The 16,819-nt window shown below is 58.0% G+C and carries 17 protein-coding genes and 1 tRNA gene; 5 read left to right on the plus strand and 13 right to left on the minus strand.

Translation table 11 applies throughout. The annotated features are described in order from the left end of the window. Positions 1-13: 13 nt before the first annotated feature. Complete coding sequence (locus HS961_RS18515) at positions 14-805, minus strand: M35 family metallo-endopeptidase (RefSeq protein ID WP_182324507.1); 792 nt, start codon at positions 803-805, stop codon at positions 14-16. Positions 806-1,535: 730 nt separating this feature from the next. Between HS961_RS18515 and HS961_RS18520 the strand changes: the two genes are divergently transcribed. Continuing rightward, positions 1,536-1,703, plus strand: coding sequence for a hypothetical protein (locus HS961_RS18520; protein ID WP_182324509.1), 168 nt, complete (start codon positions 1,536-1,538; stop codon positions 1,701-1,703). Positions 1,704-1,780: 77 nt separating this feature from the next. Next, positions 1,781-2,749, plus strand: coding sequence for an acyl-CoA desaturase (locus HS961_RS18525; RefSeq protein WP_182324511.1), 969 nt, complete (start codon positions 1,781-1,783; stop codon positions 2,747-2,749). Positions 2,750-2,939: 190 nt separating this feature from the next. Here the strand turns inward: HS961_RS18525 and HS961_RS18530 are convergent. From HS961_RS18530 to thrS, 9 genes are all read right to left on the minus strand, one after another. After that, positions 2,940-3,016 (minus strand) — tRNA-Pro (locus HS961_RS18530). Positions 3,017-3,034: 18 nt separating this feature from the next. Next, on the minus strand, positions 3,035-3,466 hold the full coding sequence (locus HS961_RS18535) for a MerR family transcriptional regulator (protein WP_182324513.1): 432 nt from the start codon (positions 3,464-3,466) through the stop codon (positions 3,035-3,037). 112 nt (positions 3,467-3,578) lie between these two features. Next, complete coding sequence (locus HS961_RS18540) at positions 3,579-3,905, minus strand: integration host factor subunit alpha (RefSeq protein WP_182324515.1); 327 nt, start codon at positions 3,903-3,905, stop codon at positions 3,579-3,581. 22 nt (positions 3,906-3,927) lie between these two features. Then, the gene (pheT, locus tag HS961_RS18545; protein WP_182324517.1) at positions 3,928-6,381 is read right to left on the minus strand and encodes a phenylalanine--tRNA ligase subunit beta; all 2,454 of its coding nucleotides are present in this window, start codon (positions 6,379-6,381) and stop codon (positions 3,928-3,930) included. A 150-nt stretch (positions 6,382-6,531) separates the two neighbouring features. Then, on the minus strand, positions 6,532-7,587 hold the full coding sequence (gene pheS, locus HS961_RS18550; RefSeq protein ID WP_182324519.1) for a phenylalanine--tRNA ligase subunit alpha: 1,056 nt from the start codon (positions 7,585-7,587) through the stop codon (positions 6,532-6,534). Between the two features lie 143 nt (positions 7,588-7,730). Further along, positions 7,731-8,090, minus strand: coding sequence for a 50S ribosomal protein L20 (rplT, locus tag HS961_RS18555; RefSeq protein ID WP_021025157.1), 360 nt, complete (start codon positions 8,088-8,090; stop codon positions 7,731-7,733). A gap of 26 nt (positions 8,091-8,116) precedes the next feature. Beyond that, entirely contained in the window at positions 8,117-8,320 is a 204-nt protein-coding gene (gene rpmI, locus HS961_RS18560; RefSeq protein ID WP_182324521.1) for a 50S ribosomal protein L35, read from the minus strand. Between the two features lie 245 nt (positions 8,321-8,565). Continuing rightward, positions 8,566-9,186: a translation initiation factor IF-3 gene (infC, locus tag HS961_RS18565; protein ID WP_182324523.1), complete on the minus strand. Its 621-nt coding sequence runs from the start codon at positions 9,184-9,186 to the stop codon at positions 8,566-8,568. Between the two features lie 84 nt (positions 9,187-9,270). Further along, positions 9,271-11,202 carry a threonine--tRNA ligase gene (gene thrS, locus HS961_RS18570; protein WP_182324525.1) on the minus strand — a complete coding sequence of 644 codons (1,932 nt, stop codon included), beginning with the start codon at positions 11,200-11,202 and terminating at the stop codon, positions 9,271-9,273. A gap of 320 nt (positions 11,203-11,522) precedes the next feature. On the opposite strand from thrS, the gene HS961_RS18575 reads away from it, so the two are divergent. Beyond that, complete coding sequence (locus tag HS961_RS18575) at positions 11,523-12,275, plus strand: hypothetical protein (protein WP_238347654.1); 753 nt, start codon at positions 11,523-11,525, stop codon at positions 12,273-12,275. 171 nt (positions 12,276-12,446) lie between these two features. Here HS961_RS18575 and HS961_RS18580 read toward each other — a convergent pair whose 3' ends face one another. After that, the gene (locus tag HS961_RS18580; RefSeq protein WP_182324528.1) at positions 12,447-12,932 is read right to left on the minus strand and encodes an Lrp/AsnC family transcriptional regulator; all 486 of its coding nucleotides are present in this window, start codon (positions 12,930-12,932) and stop codon (positions 12,447-12,449) included. Between the two features lie 101 nt (positions 12,933-13,033). Between HS961_RS18580 and HS961_RS18585 the strand changes: the two genes are divergently transcribed. Then, positions 13,034-13,945, plus strand: coding sequence for an EamA family transporter (locus tag HS961_RS18585; RefSeq protein WP_182324530.1), 912 nt, complete (start codon positions 13,034-13,036; stop codon positions 13,943-13,945). Between the two features lie 78 nt (positions 13,946-14,023). Here the strand turns inward: HS961_RS18585 and HS961_RS18590 are convergent, their stop codons facing one another. Then, complete coding sequence (locus HS961_RS18590) at positions 14,024-15,325, minus strand: UDP-N-acetylglucosamine 1-carboxyvinyltransferase (protein ID WP_182324532.1); 1,302 nt, start codon at positions 15,323-15,325, stop codon at positions 14,024-14,026. Positions 15,326-15,505: 180 nt separating this feature from the next. Beyond that, positions 15,506-16,294 carry a MetQ/NlpA family ABC transporter substrate-binding protein gene (locus tag HS961_RS18595; protein ID WP_182324534.1) on the minus strand — a complete coding sequence of 263 codons (789 nt, stop codon included), beginning with the start codon at positions 16,292-16,294 and terminating at the stop codon, positions 15,506-15,508. A 198-nt stretch (positions 16,295-16,492) separates the two neighbouring features. Here HS961_RS18595 and HS961_RS18600 point away from each other — a divergent pair, with 198 nt between their 5' ends. Continuing rightward, a complete protein-coding gene (locus tag HS961_RS18600; RefSeq protein ID WP_182324536.1) occupies positions 16,493-16,747 on the plus strand; it encodes a DUF3820 family protein in 255 nt (84 codons plus the stop codon). Positions 16,748-16,819 lie beyond the last annotated feature (72 nt).

The following is a 16,819-nucleotide window of genomic DNA, read 5'->3' on the forward strand; positions in this document are numbered from 1 at the left end:
AATACTTCAACACTTAATCTATACCCAATATATATGCGGCCAAGCTGTCTGCATTCATTTTAGCTTTAGCGTTACTAACGTTTTGAGATGCATTGAATACGCCATTAAAACTATCGGTGGAACTTGCAACATCATAGAAATGCGTAACTTCATGGATAAGCGTCAACAACTGTGAATCTTTTTGTCCAAAATCAGTACGCCCATAAGAGTAACCCATCTTCGGCACTTCAAAGAATCCCATATTGATGGTTATACGATGCGAAACTATATCTGTTGGGCAAACTGCAGCAAGCACCCCGGTCAATACCAGACCTTGTCCAGGTAAACAACCTGATCCCATTCTATTCTCTTGGGTGTCGTATTCGAAATTCTGAGGCGTGAGGGACTTCAGGACTCTGATGACTGAATCCATTATAGGAAGCAAGTAGTCGCGAATTTCGTCGCTTGAACTGTTGAACCAGCTTTTGGTTCTGGCTTTGCTCATCTCATCCCAACGCGATAGCTCAGCACGTCTGTCTTGTGCGTAACTTATCGCAGAATCCCGCAAGCTCATCATTAGCTCACCAAACTGCTTTCCTTTGACGTCATAGCAAATATTAACGACTCCATCCCATTCAGGAGCGTCTAGAGGAGATTGCTTGTGCGCCATGTGATGAGGCTGCGTGGCATGGTAGGGATCGCAGCCTCCATTGGAGCCACAACTGGGTGCTTGGTGTATTCCATTGACAGCAAATGGATCTCCTCCGAGACCCATTGATCCTGAAACATTCACACCTATAGGACCAGGGACCTTGAAAACTGGCATAACCTCTCCATTGATAAGACGTGAGAAATCTAAAATCATAAACTATTTAAAATCAAAAAAAAGGCCAATCTATGATATAGACAAGACAAAAAAAGTCACAGAAATGGAAAAACGATTTTTTAAGAGCATAATGATTTTTAATCATTTCAACAATATACAATTTACAACAGCACTAAAAGACAGAATGTAAAATTCAAAAAATTGTGTTTTCATTTGATTTAAATAATTATTTATTGATATTTAGAATAAATTGCAAAAATATAAAAAGTTATATCTTTTTCCAATAAAGACATTAGCCAACGTCAACAACATCATATTTAGAAAATTCTCTAAGCGACAGCACGATTAGTGACATATTTTACAAAAATCAAAATGAAATCAACTTATTTTCAGCTCTTCAAAATTTCGATTTCGAACATATGCACCCATGAGAATCGTTATTGCTTCATCCAAATCCAAGCTCTCATAGTTGATGAGACATAAAGTCCAGCGCTACTAAAACTTAATAGCATCCAATTCAACACAAATTATTGAAAATTTTATTTTTTATTCGGGAAGTGAATCTGCATATTGATATCACATGTTATTTGGATTTAGCACTTGTTCCGTCAATGATAATTTTCAAATAATCATTGAAAATGACGGACATTTCAATGCCATTTCCGACGAGCGGGTTCAAATATTGCTTCTTTAATTGCACCTTTGCTTGAAGAGAACATAGAAATAAAATATGACCGAATACTTCATCAGCCTGAAGCAGCCTCAGAAACTGCAGCCACGAATGAAATTCAACTATCTATTTAACTTCAGTGTAAAAGAAGCAAAAACTGCTGTGGAGAAAATAGCAGGTAATCAAAAAATGAGTCCGTTCCCAAGCCTCGACAACACCACGCTTTAGGTCATGGTGACAAGCAACCTCGTTTTTACGGATTCAATCAAGCTGTCCAAAGATGCGTCTAGATCAAGGATAGAGATGTGACTACACTCCTCACGAACCTGAAAAATCATCGAATCCAGGCAGACGATATTGATAGCGTCGTCAATGGCGAAGTGCGTTATTCACCAGCCAAGTCTCTGTGGCTTGGCTCTATGCTGGTCGCTACGCTGACAGGAGGTGTCCTCACATTCAGCTGGAGCGCTTTGTTGGTTTTTCTCATGACAACCGCCGCTGCTCTTTTATTTGGGCATTCTCTTGGAAGCCATCGCAAGCTAATCCACGACAGCTATCAGTGTCCAAGGTGGCTGGAATATGCATTTGTGTATTGCGGCATACAAGTTGGCCTCGCTGGCCCGCTGGGTTTACTGCACCAGCACGATTTACGTGACTATGCGCAACGACTGCCGAAATGCCACGAATACCTTCGCCACGGGAGCCCATTTTGGCGTGATGCATGGTGGCAGCTCCACTGCGATTTGCATTTGAGTAACCCGCCACAGCTAAAGATTGAGTCAAGGATTGCCGACGACCGGTTTTACCAATTTCTCGAGCGAACTTGGATGCTGCAACAGCTGCCTTTAGCATTGCTGCTATATGCATGCGGCGGGTGGGGGTTTGTATTCTGGGGAAGTTGCGCCCGCGTCACTGCAGGCGTCATTGGACACTGGCTGATTGGATACTTTGCTCACAACCATGGCTCAATGCACTATGGCGTTCATGGCGCTGCTGTTCAGGGGCGCAACATACGCTTTACATCCCTGCTCACCATGGGCGAGTCGTGGCACAACAACCACCATGCTTTTCCGGGGTCAGCTCGCCTTGGGTTATTTCCTGGGGAGTGGGATCCCGGCTGGTGGGCGTTAGTGGTACTACAAAAGCTTGGTCTGGTTTGGGAGATACGACTGCCGGCTTCACTTCCCGAACGACCTGAATTGCGAGCCCGCGATGGTGTCGGCGCCATTGAACTGGATCGCCGCCGAAGATCAGCTGCCGGTGAGGACCTATAAGCGCAACCGAATAATTGCCTCACCCATTGCTTGCGGCTTAAGGAAGCCGTAGGACATTTACGCGGACAGGACAAGGTCACGGTTTCCAGCCATGGTATGCACCAATTTCGACCGATTTACCCTATACAGATCCCAAGGTCCGGACAAAAGAAAAAGGACTTAGCTCTTTCAAGCTAAGTCCTTGTCTTTTTGGTCGGAATGGCGGGATTCGAACTCGCGACCCCTTGCACCCCATGCAAGTGCGCTACCAGGCTGCGCTACATTCCGAAGACTTGAATTATATACCTAGTTTTCGGGGTCTCCGGAAAGAATGCGACGAATTTCTTGCAGCTCGATCGCGGCCTGCTGCCAGCTCAGCGGTTCAGCGCTTTCGGGCATGCCAGCAGCCAGGGCATCGTCGCCCTCTTCCTGCTGCGCGAACATGCTGTCGTCTTCCAGTGCATCGACCATGGCCTGGCCGCGCGGTAGCGACTGGAGCTGGTTGCGTGCGCCGCTGATGGTGAAGCCGCGCTCATAGAGCAGCTCACGGATGCGGCGGATCATCAGCACCTCATGGTGCTGGTAGTAGCGGCGGTTGCCCCGGCGCTTGACGGGGCGCAGCTGCGTGAACTCCTGCTCCCAGTAGCGCAGCACATGCGGCTTGACGTCGCACAGCACGGCGACCTCACCGATGGTGAAGTAGCGCTTGGCAGGAATGGGTGGCAGCTGTTTTTCCATGGACAAATTGTAAACAGCCGCGAAAGCGGCCGTGTTGCATATAGGCGAAAGCGGACGACGGCTTGACTGGCAGCGGGTGAGCACTGCCAGTCGCGACGCCTGCAGGCTGGCCTTATGCCATGTCTGCAGGCGCCTGCACCGAGTCCTTGAGCTTGCCGCTGGCGTGGAAGGTGACCACGCGGCGGGCCTCGATCGGCACCTCTTCGCCGGTGCGCGGGTTGCGGCCGGGGCGGGCCTTTTTCATGCGCACCTGAAAATTGCCAAAGCTCGACAGCTTCACATCTTCGCCCTTGATCAAGCTCTCCGAGATCAGGTCGAAAAAGGCATCGACCATGTCCTTGGCTTCGCGCTTGTTCAGGCCAATGTTGTCAAACAGCATATCGGCCAGCTGCGCCTTGGTCAGCGCAGGTTGTTCCAGGCTCTCGACGGTGAATTCCATATAGCAATCCTCGCGTAAGGGATCAGCGCAGACGCGCACCCAGGCTTTGTTTGAGTTGTTCCACCACGGCCTGCATGGCCGCTTCGATCTCGGTGTCTTCCAGCGCGCGCTCGTCCAGACCCAGGCTCAGACGCACGGCCAGGCTCTTCTCGTCCTGGGCCAGGCTGCCAGCAGCGGCTTCTTCGCCGGCCTTGAGCTTCTTGGGCCGGAACACGTCGAACAGCACGGCGTTGCGCAGGATAGCACCTGCGCTGGCGGCCGTGATGGCCTGCATGATCTGGGCATGGGTGACGGCTTCCTTGACCACGACGGCAATGTCGCGCTCCACCATCTGGTGCTTGGCCACCGGGGCGAACACGGGCACTTGGCGTGCCAGCACGGCATCCAGGGCCAGCTCGAACATCACCGGCGCTTGCGCCAGATCCCATTCCTGGCGCCACTGGGGGTGCAGCTCGCCAACAAAGCCGATGGCCTTGCCATCGACCAACACACGGGCGCAGCGGCCGGGGTGCAGTGCGGGGTGCTCAGCGGCTTCAAACACGGGCTTGATCGGGGCCAGCAGCGCCTCGACATCGCCCTTGATGTCGTAGAAATCAACCTTGGCTTCAGCACTGCCCCATTGCAGCTGGTCAGCCGCGCCGTAGGCCAGGCCGGCCACGCGCATAGGCTGGTGGAAGCCCTTCACGGTGGTGTCGGATTCGACGACCGCGTCGTCCTTGAAGAACACGCGGCCCAGCTCAAACACGCGCACGCGCTGGGCCTTGCGGTCCACATTGAACTTGAGCACCTGCAGCAGCGAGCCCAGCAACGACGAGCGCATGACGCTCAGATGGCTGGCGATGGGGTTGAGCAGCTTGATGGCATCTTGGTTGCCAGCCAGCTCTTGCTCCCACTTTTCTTCGACAAAGCTGAAGTTGATCGTCTCCTGGTAGCCCAGGCCTGCCAGCGCATGGCGCACGGCATAGGGGCTGCGGGAGTTTTCGGCACGCAGCTTGGGCGAGATGGGCGCGAGCGGCTTGGTGGTGGGCAGGTTCTCGTAGCCCATCATCCGCGCGATTTCTTCAACCAGGTCTTCTTCCAAGTTGATGTCGAAGCGGAAGGTGGGCGCGGTCACGCTGATCACGCCTTCTTGCGCGACGGTGGCAGGCAAGCCCAGGCCGTTCAAGGCATCCAGGCATTGCTGCTGGGTCACCGGCATGCCGATGACCTTGGCCGCACGCGCTACGCGCAGCTGCACCGTCTTGGGCGCTGGCATATTGGGCTGCTGGTCGTCCATCACCGCAACCTGAGTCTCAGGCGTGCCGCAAATGTCCAGCACCAACTGGGTGATGCGCTCGATGTGCTCGGTGGTGAACTGCGGATCGACACCGCGCTCGAAGCGGTGGCCCGCATCGGTCGAGAAGTTGAAGTGGCGCGAGCGACCGGCTACCGCCTTGGGGAACCAGAAGGCCGCTTCGATGTAGATGTTCTTGGTGTCGTCCGACACGGCGGTGGCATCGCCACCCATGATGCCGGCGAGCGACTCCAGGCCATGCGCATCGGCGATCACACCGACCTGGGGCACAGCGCTGATCTCGATGGTGCTGCCATTGAGCAGCTTGAGGGTTTCGCCCTGCTTGCCCCAGCGCACGCTCAGGCCACCGCTGATCTTGTCCAGATCAAAGATGTGGCTGGGACGGCCCAGCTCGAACATCACGTAGTTGGAGATGTCGACCAGCGGGCTGACGGCGCGTTGGCCGCAGCGGGCCAGGCGGTCCAGCATCCACTGCGGGGTCTTCACCTGGGTGTTGACGTTGCGCACGATGCGGCCGGAGAAGCGACCGCAGAGATCAGTCGCCTCGATCTTGACGGGCAGCTTGTCTTGCGAGGCCACGGCAGCGGCCGGGAAGGACAGCGCCTTGAGCGGTGTGCCGGTCAGCGCCGAGAGCTCGCGCGCCACGCCATAGACCGACAGGCAATGCGCCAGGTTGGGCGTGAGCTTGAGGGTGAACAAGGTGTCGTCCAGGTTCAGGTACTCGCGCACGTTCTGGCCCAGCGGCGCATCAGCGGGCAGCTCCAGCAGGCCGCCGTGGTCGTCGGCAATGCCCAGCTCCTTGGCCGAGCACAGCATGCCATAGCTCTCCACACCGCGCAGCTTGCCGATCTTGATCTTGAAGGGCTTGCCATCCGCACCGGGCGGCAGCTCGGCGCCCACGGTGGCGCAAGGGATGCGGATGCCCACGCGCGCATTGGGCGCGCCGCAGACGATGTTCAGCAACGCGGGGCCACCCACATCGACCTGGCAGATGCGCAGGCGATCGGCGTCGGGGTGCTGCACGGCTTCCTTGATCTCGCCGACCACAATGCCGGTGAAGGGAGGTGCCACGGGGTCGAGCTCTTCGACCTCCAGGCCTGCCATGGTCAAGGTATCGGCCAGCTCTTGGGTGGTCAGCGACGGGTTGCAGTATTCGCGCAACCAGGATTCAGGAAATTGCATAGTCGGACTCGTTGGCGTTCAAGGCTGCTGCGCCATCTGGGGCATCGGCAGACCGGGCGTTCTGGCATTGAAAGGGCGAGCGGTTGGCGCTGTGCGCCATCTGGCGGCGTGGAACCTGATCGGTACCAAACACGGCCAGCCGCTCCATCTTCAAGCCTGAAACTGCGAGAGGAAACGGATGTCACCGTCAAAGAACAGGCGCAGGTCATTGACGCCATAACGCAGCATGGTCAAGCGGTCAGGGCCCATGCCAAAGGCAAAGCCAATGTATTTCTCGGGGTCCAGGCCCATGTTGCGCACCACGTTGGGGTGCACCTGGCCGGCGCCCGATACTTCCAGCCAGCGGCCGGCGAGCGGGCCGCTTTGGAACTGGATGTCGATCTCGGCCGAGGGCTCGGTGAACGGGAAAAAGCTGGGGCGGAAGCGCAGCACCAGGTCTTCCTGCTCGAAGAAGGTCTTGCAGAAATCGGTGAACACGACCTTGAGGTCCTTGAAGCTCACGTTCTCACCGATCCACAGGCCTTCGCACTGGTGGAACATCGGCGAGTGGGTGGCGTCGGAATCCACGCGGTAGGTGCGGCCTGGCGCAATCACGCGAATCTCGGGCATGGTCTGGCCGGCATCAAGCAGGTTGCGGTAGCGCTTGACGTGCTGGACGGCGTGGCGCACCTGCATGGGGCTGGTGTGCGTGCGCAGCAGATTGGGCGCTTGCGGCGTGCCGCCTTCTACATAGAAGGTGTCGTGCATCGAGCGCGCAGGATGGTCTTCCGGCGTGTTGAGCGCGGTGAAGTTGAACCAGTCGGATTCGATCTCGGGGCCTTCGGCAACATCGAAACCCATGGAGCCGAAGATGCCTTCGATGCGCTCCATCGTGATGGATACCGGGTGCAGGCCACCACTGCCACGGCGGCGGCCGGGCAAGGTCACATCCAGCACTTCGGCCTTCAGGTGGGCTTGCAGTTCGGCATCGGCCAGCGCCTTGCGGCGGGCGGTCAGTGCCGCTTCAATCGCCTGCTTGGTCACGTTGATGGCCGCACCGCGCGATTTTTTCTCTTCGACGGAAAGCTGGGCCATGCCCTTCATGAGCTCGGTCATCTTGCCCGACTTGCCCAGAAACTGCGCCTTGGCGTTTTCCAGATCAGCAGGGGTATGGGCCTGCGCAAACAGCTGTTGCGCGCTTTCGACCAGAGAATCCAACTCGTTCATATCGACTCTTATCGGCTTGGATGCCGAGGCTGCAAAAAACAGCCTGGCGATAAAAAAACAAGGGCTAGCGCCTTTTCAAGCCCTAGCCCTTGCTGTGTGTGCACCAGCAGCTACTAAATCAACAGTAACTACCGATCGTGACCTTAGGCAGCCAGCTTGGCCTTGACTTGGTCGACGATAGCTGCAAAAGCAGCCTTGTCGTGCACGGCGATATCGGCCAGCATCTTGCGGTCGATCTCAATGGCAGCCTTCTTCAGGCCGTTGGCGAACTGGCTGTAGGTCAGGCCCAGTTCACGGGAAGCGGCATTGATACGAGCGATCCACAATTGGCGGAACACGCGCTTCTTGGTACGACGGTCACGGTAGGCGTATTGGCCTGCCTTCATTACCGCTTGCTTAGCAACGCGGAAGACGTTACCACGGCGACCGCGGAAACCCTTAGCAAGGGCCAGAACTTTTTTGTGACGGGCGCGTGCCGTTACACCACGTTTGACGCGAGGCATGTGTTTTCTCCTAGTTCGTCAGTGAATTACAGGCCCATGCCGGGCAACATTTGTGCGATGTGACCCATATTGGTCTCATGCACAGCGGTTGCACCACGCAGATGGCGCTTGTTCTTGGTGCTCTTCTTGGTCAAGATGTGACGCTTGAAGGCTTGACCGCGCTTGACGGTACCACCTGGACGAACGCGAAAACGCTTCTTCGCGCTGCTTTTGGTCTTCATTTTGGGCATATTAATGCTCCTTATGTTTGTGCTCGTGAGGCGTTCCATCACACGACGGAACTTGTTTTGGCCCCGAGCCACTTTTGTGACAGACCTAGATTAAATCTACGCTATCAATTCGCAAGGTGTTGGCTGCTACGTCCCAAGCGCCAAGGCCGTAAGCCCCCAGGCTTGGGCAGCAGCTTCCGCTACCCTGCTAAAAACCGAAAGCGGCCTAAGCCGCTTGTCGGTAATCCGGTATTCTAACCGCTTCTTTAAGCCGTGGCTACTGGGGCGGAATTCCCCTCGCCCACAGGCTTGGTGGTCGCAGGGCCACCGGGCTTCTTGCGCGCCGGGGCGATCATCATGATCATCTGGCGGCCTTCCAGCTTGGGGAACTGCTCCACCTGGATCAGGTCGACCAGCTCGTCGCGGATGCGGTTGAGCAGATCCATACCCAGATTTTGGTGGGTAATTTCACGACCACGGAAGCGCAAGGTCACCTTGACCTTGTCGCCTTCAGCCAGGAAGCGGCGGATATTGCGCATCTTGACGTTGTAGTCGCCATCATCGGTACCAGGACGGAATTTGACTTCCTTGATTTCGATGACGGTTTGCTTGGCCTTGGCCTCTGCCGCCTTCTTTTGTTCCAGGTACTTGAACTTGCCGTAGTCCATCAAACGGCAGACTGGTGGCGAAGCGGTGGCAACGATTTCCACCAGGTCAACGTCCAGCTCTCCGGCCATGCGCAGCGCTTCCATCAACGGAACGATACCCATGGGTTCATTTTCAGGACCGGACAGACGCACTTCTTGCGCCTGAATCTCACGGTTCAGGCGGTGTTTGCGTTCTTCACGGTGGCGACGATCACGGAATTCAGTAGCTATGGCTTTCACCCTAATAATTTAAAAGCTACGACAGCGTAGCTGCTAATGACGCAGTCCACGCTGTCCAAAGCTTCAAGTGCCTGAGAAGGCTATTTACGCTTTAGCGGCGATGTCCTTGGCAATCAGTTCGACGAATGCATCAACGGACATCACACCGAGGTCTTTACCGCCCCGGGCGCGCACTGCTACGGCTCCGGCTGCCTTTTCCTTGTCGCCAGCGACAAGAATATAGGGCAGCTTTTGCATCGAATGCTCCCGTATTTTATACGTAATCTTCTCGTTGCGCAGATCGGTAACCACACGCAGCCCTTGGAACGGCAAGGCCTTACGCAGTTTGTCGGCCACTTCCTGCACGTAGGCGCCTTGCGCATCGGTGATGTTGAGCACCGCAATCTGCGTAGGCGCCAGCCAGGCGGGCAGCGCGCCGGCGTGCTGCTCGATCAGGATGCCGATGAAGCGCTCCAGCGAGCCAACGATGGCGCGGTGCAGCATGATCGGGCGGTGGCGCTCGCCATCTTCGCCGACAAACTCGGCATCCAGGCGCTCGGGCAGGTTCGGATCGACCTGGATCGTGCCGCACTGCCATTCACGGCCCAGTGCGTCCTTCAAGGTGTACTCGATCTTGGGGCCGTAGAACGCGCCCTCACCGGGCAGGTATTCAAACTCGCAACCCGACGCCCGCAGACCTTCGGCCAGTGCAGCTTCGGCCGCATCCCAGCTCTCATCGGAGCCGATGCGCTTTTCAGGGCGGGTCGACAGGCGGTAGAGGATGTTGTGGAAGCCAAAATCGGCATACACCTTTTGCAGCAGCGCGGTGAACGCGGTCACCTCGGCTTGGATCTGGTCGGGCATGCAGAAGATGTGGCCGTCATCTTGCGTGAAGGCGCGCACGCGCATGATGCCGTGCAGCGAACCGGTGGGCTCGTTGCGGTGGCAGGCGCCAAACTCACCAAAACGCAGTGGCAGATCGCGGTAGCTCTTGATGCCTTGCTTATAGATGAGGATGTGGCCGGGGCAGTTCATCGGCTTGAGCGCGTACTCGCGCTTTTCCGACTCGGTCGTGAACATGTTCTCACGGTACTTGTCCCAGTGGCCCGTCTTCTCCCACAAGGTCTTGTCCAAAATCTGGGGACCCTTGACCTCTTGGTAGCCGTTGTCGCGGTAGACCTGGCGCATGTACTGCTCCACCTCTTGCCAGATGCTCCAGCCCTTGGGGTGCCAGAACACGGTGCCGGGTGAATGCTCGTCGATGTGGAACAGGTCCAGCTCACGGCCCAGCTTGCGGTGGTCGCGCTTCTCGGCCTCTTCCAGCATGGTCAGGTACTGCTGCAGCTCGTCCTTGCTGGTCCAGGCCGTGCCATAGATGCGTTGCAGCATCTCGTTATTGTGGTCACCGCGCCAGTAAGCGCCCGCCACCTTCATCAGCTTGAAGTGCTTGAGCTTGCCGGTGCTGGGCACGTGGGGGCCACGGCACAGGTCTTCAAACGCGCCTTCGCGGTAGAGGCTCACATCTTCATTGCTGGGGATGGAGGCAATGATCTCGGCCTTGTAGTTCTCGCCCAGGCCTTTGAAGTAAGCCACGGCTTCGTCACGCGGCAGCACGCGGCGCACGATGGTCTCGTCCTTGCTGGCCAGCTCGGTCATGCGCTTCTCAATCGCCACCAGGTCCTCTGGCGTGAAGGGGCGCTTGTAGGCAAAGTCGTAGTAGAAGCCGTTTTCAATCACCGGGCCAATCGTCACCTGGGCTTCAGGGAACAGCTCCTTGACGGCATAGGCCAGCAAGTGGGCGGTGGAGTGGCGGATCACCTCCAGGCCATCGGCGTCCTTGGCCGTCACGATCGCCAGCGGCATATCGCGGTCGATGACAAAGCTGGTGTCCACCACCTTGGCGTTGTCACCCAAACCGACCTTGCCAGCCAGCGCGGCCTTGGCCAGGCCGGCGCCAATCGATGCAGCGACCTCCGCCACCGACACGGGGCCGGGATAGTCGCGCTTGGAGCCATCGGGGAGCGTAATTTGAACCATGAGAAATCCTAAATATTCGTGAGCAAAGACCCAGCCGCGCCGCCCAAAAAGCAAAAAGCGCGGAGCTTGTCCGCGCTTTGGTGTGAGGAGACGAAATCGTCGTACAGGCGCGAACCACCGGCCTTATTGGCCAGTCAAACCCCAAGTGGTTGTAGTTCGCGGTGTCATAACCGATGTTGCCTTTCTCGCTCTTAACAGTGGATGCAATCTAAAACGACTGTCATTTTCCCACATTCTGATGCAATCTGCTGGCCTTCCGGCAATCCAGGCGCCGGGAGGCTTGCCATAATCAAAACGATAGCAGACCATGACGATTAGATATGCCCTATCGCTACGCCCGATCTGTTGGAATGTCCGCCTGCCTGGCTGCGCTATTGCTGCAAGGGGGCTGCACCAGCACCCCGCCCACCCGTGGCAAAGTCCCCGAACGCGACATGCAGGCGCAGGAATGGGGCCAATCCGACGTGAACCGCATGGCCACCTTGAGCATGCGCGCCAACCTGCAGAGCCTGTATGCGCTGATGGACAAACTCTACCGCCGCAACCCCCAGGAATGGCGCAAAGGCGGCTTTGACAACCGCGAGGCAGCGATGAAAGCGGTGCGCGAAGCGGTAGAAAACCAACAACCCTGGCCTGAACTGTTGGATCAACGCGACATTGCCGGCATGAGCATGGCGCTGGCGCCCGAGTTTGCCGGTGACCGGGTCGCCGCCTTCACCTGGGCCACCGCCGATATGCTGGTCACCGCCTATGGCGGCCGCACCACCTTCTATTTGATCCATGGGCTCGATGCCCAGGCTGTCTACAACGCATCGCGCAATCTGGAGATTGCCAATTGGATGCTCACCCACCGCAAGCTGGCCAACGGCCAGGCCATGCTGCTGAGCAACGAGCTGAACACCAACGAGCGCAACCTGAGCTTTGAGCGCGAATTTGGCAAGATGATTGCCCGCAATGACCTGATGGCCGATGTTGTGTCTGAGAAATACCGCCGCGCAGTGATTGGCTATGTGCAAGGCATTGCCGGCGGCAGCTTGCTACAGTTTTTGCCAGTGCAAGCGGTGGCGCATTGAGCGCTGCAGGCCCTGACCTTTAGAGCCGGTAACACGACCCAGCAAACCGCAGGTTTGCGGTTGAGACTAGGCGTCCCCGACTAGGCGTCAAGCCGCAGGCGGTACAGGCGTACGACAAGGCTTGGTGCGGCCGGCCAGGCAACGACGTATCAAGGGTTGTGTTGGCGGTTCTTAACGCAGAGGCAATGTCTGGGGCAGCGGCAGATGCAAGCTGCGCTTGAGCGTCGCCAGCGCAATCGACGTGTTGAAGCGCTGCACATTCTGGTCGCCATCAAATAAGCGCTGGGTGATGGCCTGGTACTCCTGCATGTCGCGGGCGGTCACCACCAGCAGGTAGTCGGTCTGGCCGGTCACCGCATAGCACTGCTGCACCGCAGTTTCGGCCGCCACCCGGGCACGGAACCCCTGGGTCAGCGCATCCAACTCATTGACCAGTTGCACCTCGATAAAAATCGTCAGCGGCCGGCCCACCGCCTCGGGGCTTAGCTGCGCCGTATTGGCTGCAATCACACCGCTCTCTTGCAGGCGGCGGATGCGGCGCTGCACGGCAGCCGGCGACAGGTTCACCTGCTCGGCCACCTCGCGCTGGGGACGCAGGTTGTCGCGCTGCAAGATGGCCAGAATGGCCAGGTCAAAGGCATCAAGTTCAGTGTTCATCGCAAGGGCCTGAAGGAGAAGCGTGCAGCAAGAGCGAAACTTGCATTTGGCAGTGATTTTTCGCGCAATTTACTTGGTGCATCTGCAATATTATCTCGCCCATGCAAGATTCTCTCTGGCAGCGGCTGCTGCCCTCTTTGGCCGTACTAGGCTCCGTCAGTGCGCTGTGCCTGGGCACCAGCTTTGCCAAACACCTGTTCCCCGTTGTTGGCGCCCAGGGCACCACGGCCTTGCGCGTGGGCTTTTCGGCGCTGTTGCTGCTGCTCATCTGGCGCCCTTGGCGCTTTAGGCCCACCAAGGCCAATCTGGGGCAGATTGCGGTATTTGGCGTGGTGCTGGGGCTCATGAACCTGCTGTTCTACATGGCGATCAAGCGCCTGCCGTTTGGCGTGACAGTGGCGATTGAGTTCGTCGGCCCGCTGTCGGTGGCGGTCTGGACCTCGCGCCGGCTGCTCGATCTGGTGTGGCTGGGCCTGGCGGCCTTGGGGCTGTTCTTGCTGCTGGTGCTGCCGATGTTTGGCGTGCAGACCAACACCCTCGACCCGGTGGGCCTGTGCTACGCCATCCTGGCCTCTGCCTGCTGGGCTGGCTACATTGTGCTGGGCAAGCGTGCCGGCCATATGCATGGCGGCATGGTGGTGTCGCTGGCCTTGCTGACTGCTGCCGTGGTGGTCGTGCCCTTTGGCATTGCCGAGGCGGGTGCCAAGCTGCTGCAGCCCTCCATCCTGCTCTATGGGCTGGCGGTGGCCGCCATCTCCAGCGCGCTGCCCTATACCTTGGAGATGTTTGCGCTCAAGCGCCTCAGCTCCGGCGCTTTCTCGACCATGCTGGCGACCGAGCCCGCCATTGCGGCCATTGCCGGCATGCTGGTGCTGGGCGAGCTGCTCACCGCCACGCAGTGGTCTGCGATTGGGCTGATCATGTTTGCAGCCATGGGCAGCGCGCTGACGGCCAAACCCTCCGCTCCGCCGCAGCCAGCGGCCGCCAAGGCAGAGGAACCAGCCGTCGCCTGAGCCTGTGCCCAGCCGATAAAAAAGCGCCTGCCGTCTACTACACGGCAAGCGCTTTTTTTGTGGGTAGCAGGCGGCGGCTTAGTTCTCGCCCGCCCACTCCACCTTGGCGCCCAGGCTCTGCAGGTTCTCTACAAAACGGGGGTGGGCGCGCTTGATGGGTGCGGCATTGCGGATCTCGGAGCGGCCTTCGATGCTGGCGGCCACCATGAACAAGGCAATGGCCACGCGGATGATGTAGGGGCTCTCGACCACGGCGGGGGTCAGCGGGTTGCCGCCCAGGGTGACGATGCGGTGCGGATCGGACGAGAACACATGGGCGCCGAACTTGGACAGCTCACCGGTCCAACCCAAAGCGCCGTCATAAACCTTGTTCCAGAACATCGCATTGCCCTCGGCGCGCACGCCCAGCGCGATAAAGATCGGCAGCAGATCGACCGGGAAGTAAGGCCAAGGCGCCGCCTCGACCTTGGTCAGCACATTGCGGGTGAAAGGCGTTTCGACCTTCAGCGGGCCCTTGCGGATGGCACGCGACCAGCCGTCTTTGTGCTCTATCTGCACGCCAAACTTGGCAAAAGTGCGGTCAATCAGCGGGAAGTTGTCGGGGGTACGGTTGCGCACCTGCACATCGCCACCGGTAATGGCACCCAGCGCCAGGAAGGTGGTGATCTCGTGGAAGTCTTCCTCGAAGTGGAACTCACCGCCGCCGAGGTTGCCAACGCCATGCACCGTCAGGCGCGAGGTGCCAATGCCCTCGATCTTGGCGCCCAGCATGGCCATGAAACGGCAGAACTCCTGCACATGCGGCTCGCAGGCGGCATTGGTCAGCACCGAGCTGCCCTGGCCGGTGGCGGCGCACAGCACAAAGTTCTCGGTGGTGGTAACAGAGGCATAGTCCAGCCAGTGCTGGGTGGCCTGCAGCGGGCCATCACAGCGCACGATCAGCGAGCCCTCGCCATGCTCAACCCGGCCACCAAAGCGGCGGAACACTTCGATGTGCGGATCAATTTCGCGCACGCCCAGGGTGCAGCCCTTGACGTTGTCCTCCAGTCGCGCCACGCCAAAGCGGGCCAGCAGCGGCGGCACCAGCATGATGGACGAGCGCATTTCCTCGGGCAGGTGGTGCTTGCAGGCATCAAAGTGCGTATCACGGTGGTGCAGCTGGAGCACGCCGCTGGCGTAATCCATTTGCACGCTGGAGCCGAGCTTGCCGAAGATGTCCAGAATCTTGCGCACATCGGTGATGTCGGGCACGCCGTGGAGCACCAAAGGCTGGTCCGTCAACAAAGTGGCGCACAGCACGGGCAAAACTGCATTCTTGTTGGACGAAGGAATGATGCGGCCCTGCAAAGGGGTGCCGCCGTGCACGATGAGTTTGGACATGGATGGGGGGAGGTCGCGAATTCTGGAGTGGCCCGGGGCAGTGTGCGCTATCCGGGCTGACCCTGCATGTTACAGCGTCAAAAACAACAAAAGGCACTCGGTGAGAGTGCCTTTTGTAAATACCCGTCAACAAAATACGCGGGATGCTGCTAGGCCCTGCCCGGGCAGCTTGCTAGCCGATCAGAACGCGGGAACCACGGCGCCCTTGTACTTTTCCAGGATGAATTTCTTCACATCGTCGCCATGCAGCGCGCGGGTCAGCTTGGCAATCGCCTCGTCATTGGCGCGGTCAGCACGGGCGGCAATGATGTTGGTGTAGGGCGAATCCGCACCTTCGATGAACAGCGCATCCTTGGTCGGGTTGAGCTTGGCTTCGATCGCGTAGTTGGTGTTGATCAGCGCCAGATCCACATCACCGAGCGCGCGGGGCAGCAGGGGAGCTTCGAGTTCCTTGAACTTCAGCTTCTTGGGGTTCTTGGCGATATCCAGCGGGGTGGAGGTCAGCTTGGCGCTGTCCTTGAGCTCAATCAGGCCATGCTTTTGCAGCAGCAGCAAGGCGCGGCCGCCGTTGGAAGGGTCATTGGGGATAGCCACGGTGGCGCCGTCCTTCAAGTCCTTGATATTCTTGATCTTGCTGGAGTAAGCACCAAAGGGCTCCACATGCACCTTGCCATTGGGCACTTGCACCAGGGAGCTCTTGCGGTCCTTGTTGTAGCTGTCCAGGTAGGGCTGGTGCTGGAAGAAGTTGGCATCGAGCTGCTTGTCTTCCACTGCCGCATTGGGCTGGATGTAGTCGCTGAATTCGCGCACTTGCAGATCCACGCCTTCGGCCTTCAGCTTGGGCTTGATGAAATTCAGAATCTCGGCATGTGGCACCGGCGAGGCCGCCACTTTCAGCACTACATCAGCAGCGTGGGCAGACACGGCCAGGGCCGCGATGGCAAGAACGGAAAGCGTTTTTTTGAACATGGTTTTTGTAACAAATGAGAAAGACCAGCCCGGGCAACACAGCTATTTTGTCTTGGTGGGACTGAACCAAGATGGTGCAAGTTTAGCCGTCTTCGGTATATCGATCAAAGAATATAAAGAGATTTAGTTATAAAGAAATTGATCTTTATACGGTATCGCGACAGTCAGTGGCTGGCGCTGGCGCGCTATGCTTTGCCCATGTCCACCCCATTTGACCCCGAGCAGCTGCTGCGCCTGCTCACCACCCCCATGCCCTTTGGCAAACACCAGGGCCGGGCGATTGCCGATCTGCCCGGCAACTACCTGAATTGGTTTGCCCGCGAAGGCTTCCCCAAAGGCGATCTCGGCCGGCTGCTGGCGCTGATGCACGAGATCGACCACAACGGCCTGGGCGAACTGCTGCAGCCTTTGCGGGCCAGCCTGGGCTCTGCATCCCTGCCCCCACGCCGATAAAAAAACCCGCAGCGCGGCAAGCCGTTGCGGGTGGAGGTTGCAGGGCCAGCGCTTGTGCAGCGCGGGCCTTGG

Origin of the sequence: Comamonas piscis, from assembly GCF_014109725.1 — a bacterium.
GTDB classification, from domain to species: domain Bacteria; phylum Pseudomonadota; class Gammaproteobacteria; order Burkholderiales; family Burkholderiaceae_C; genus Comamonas; species Comamonas piscis.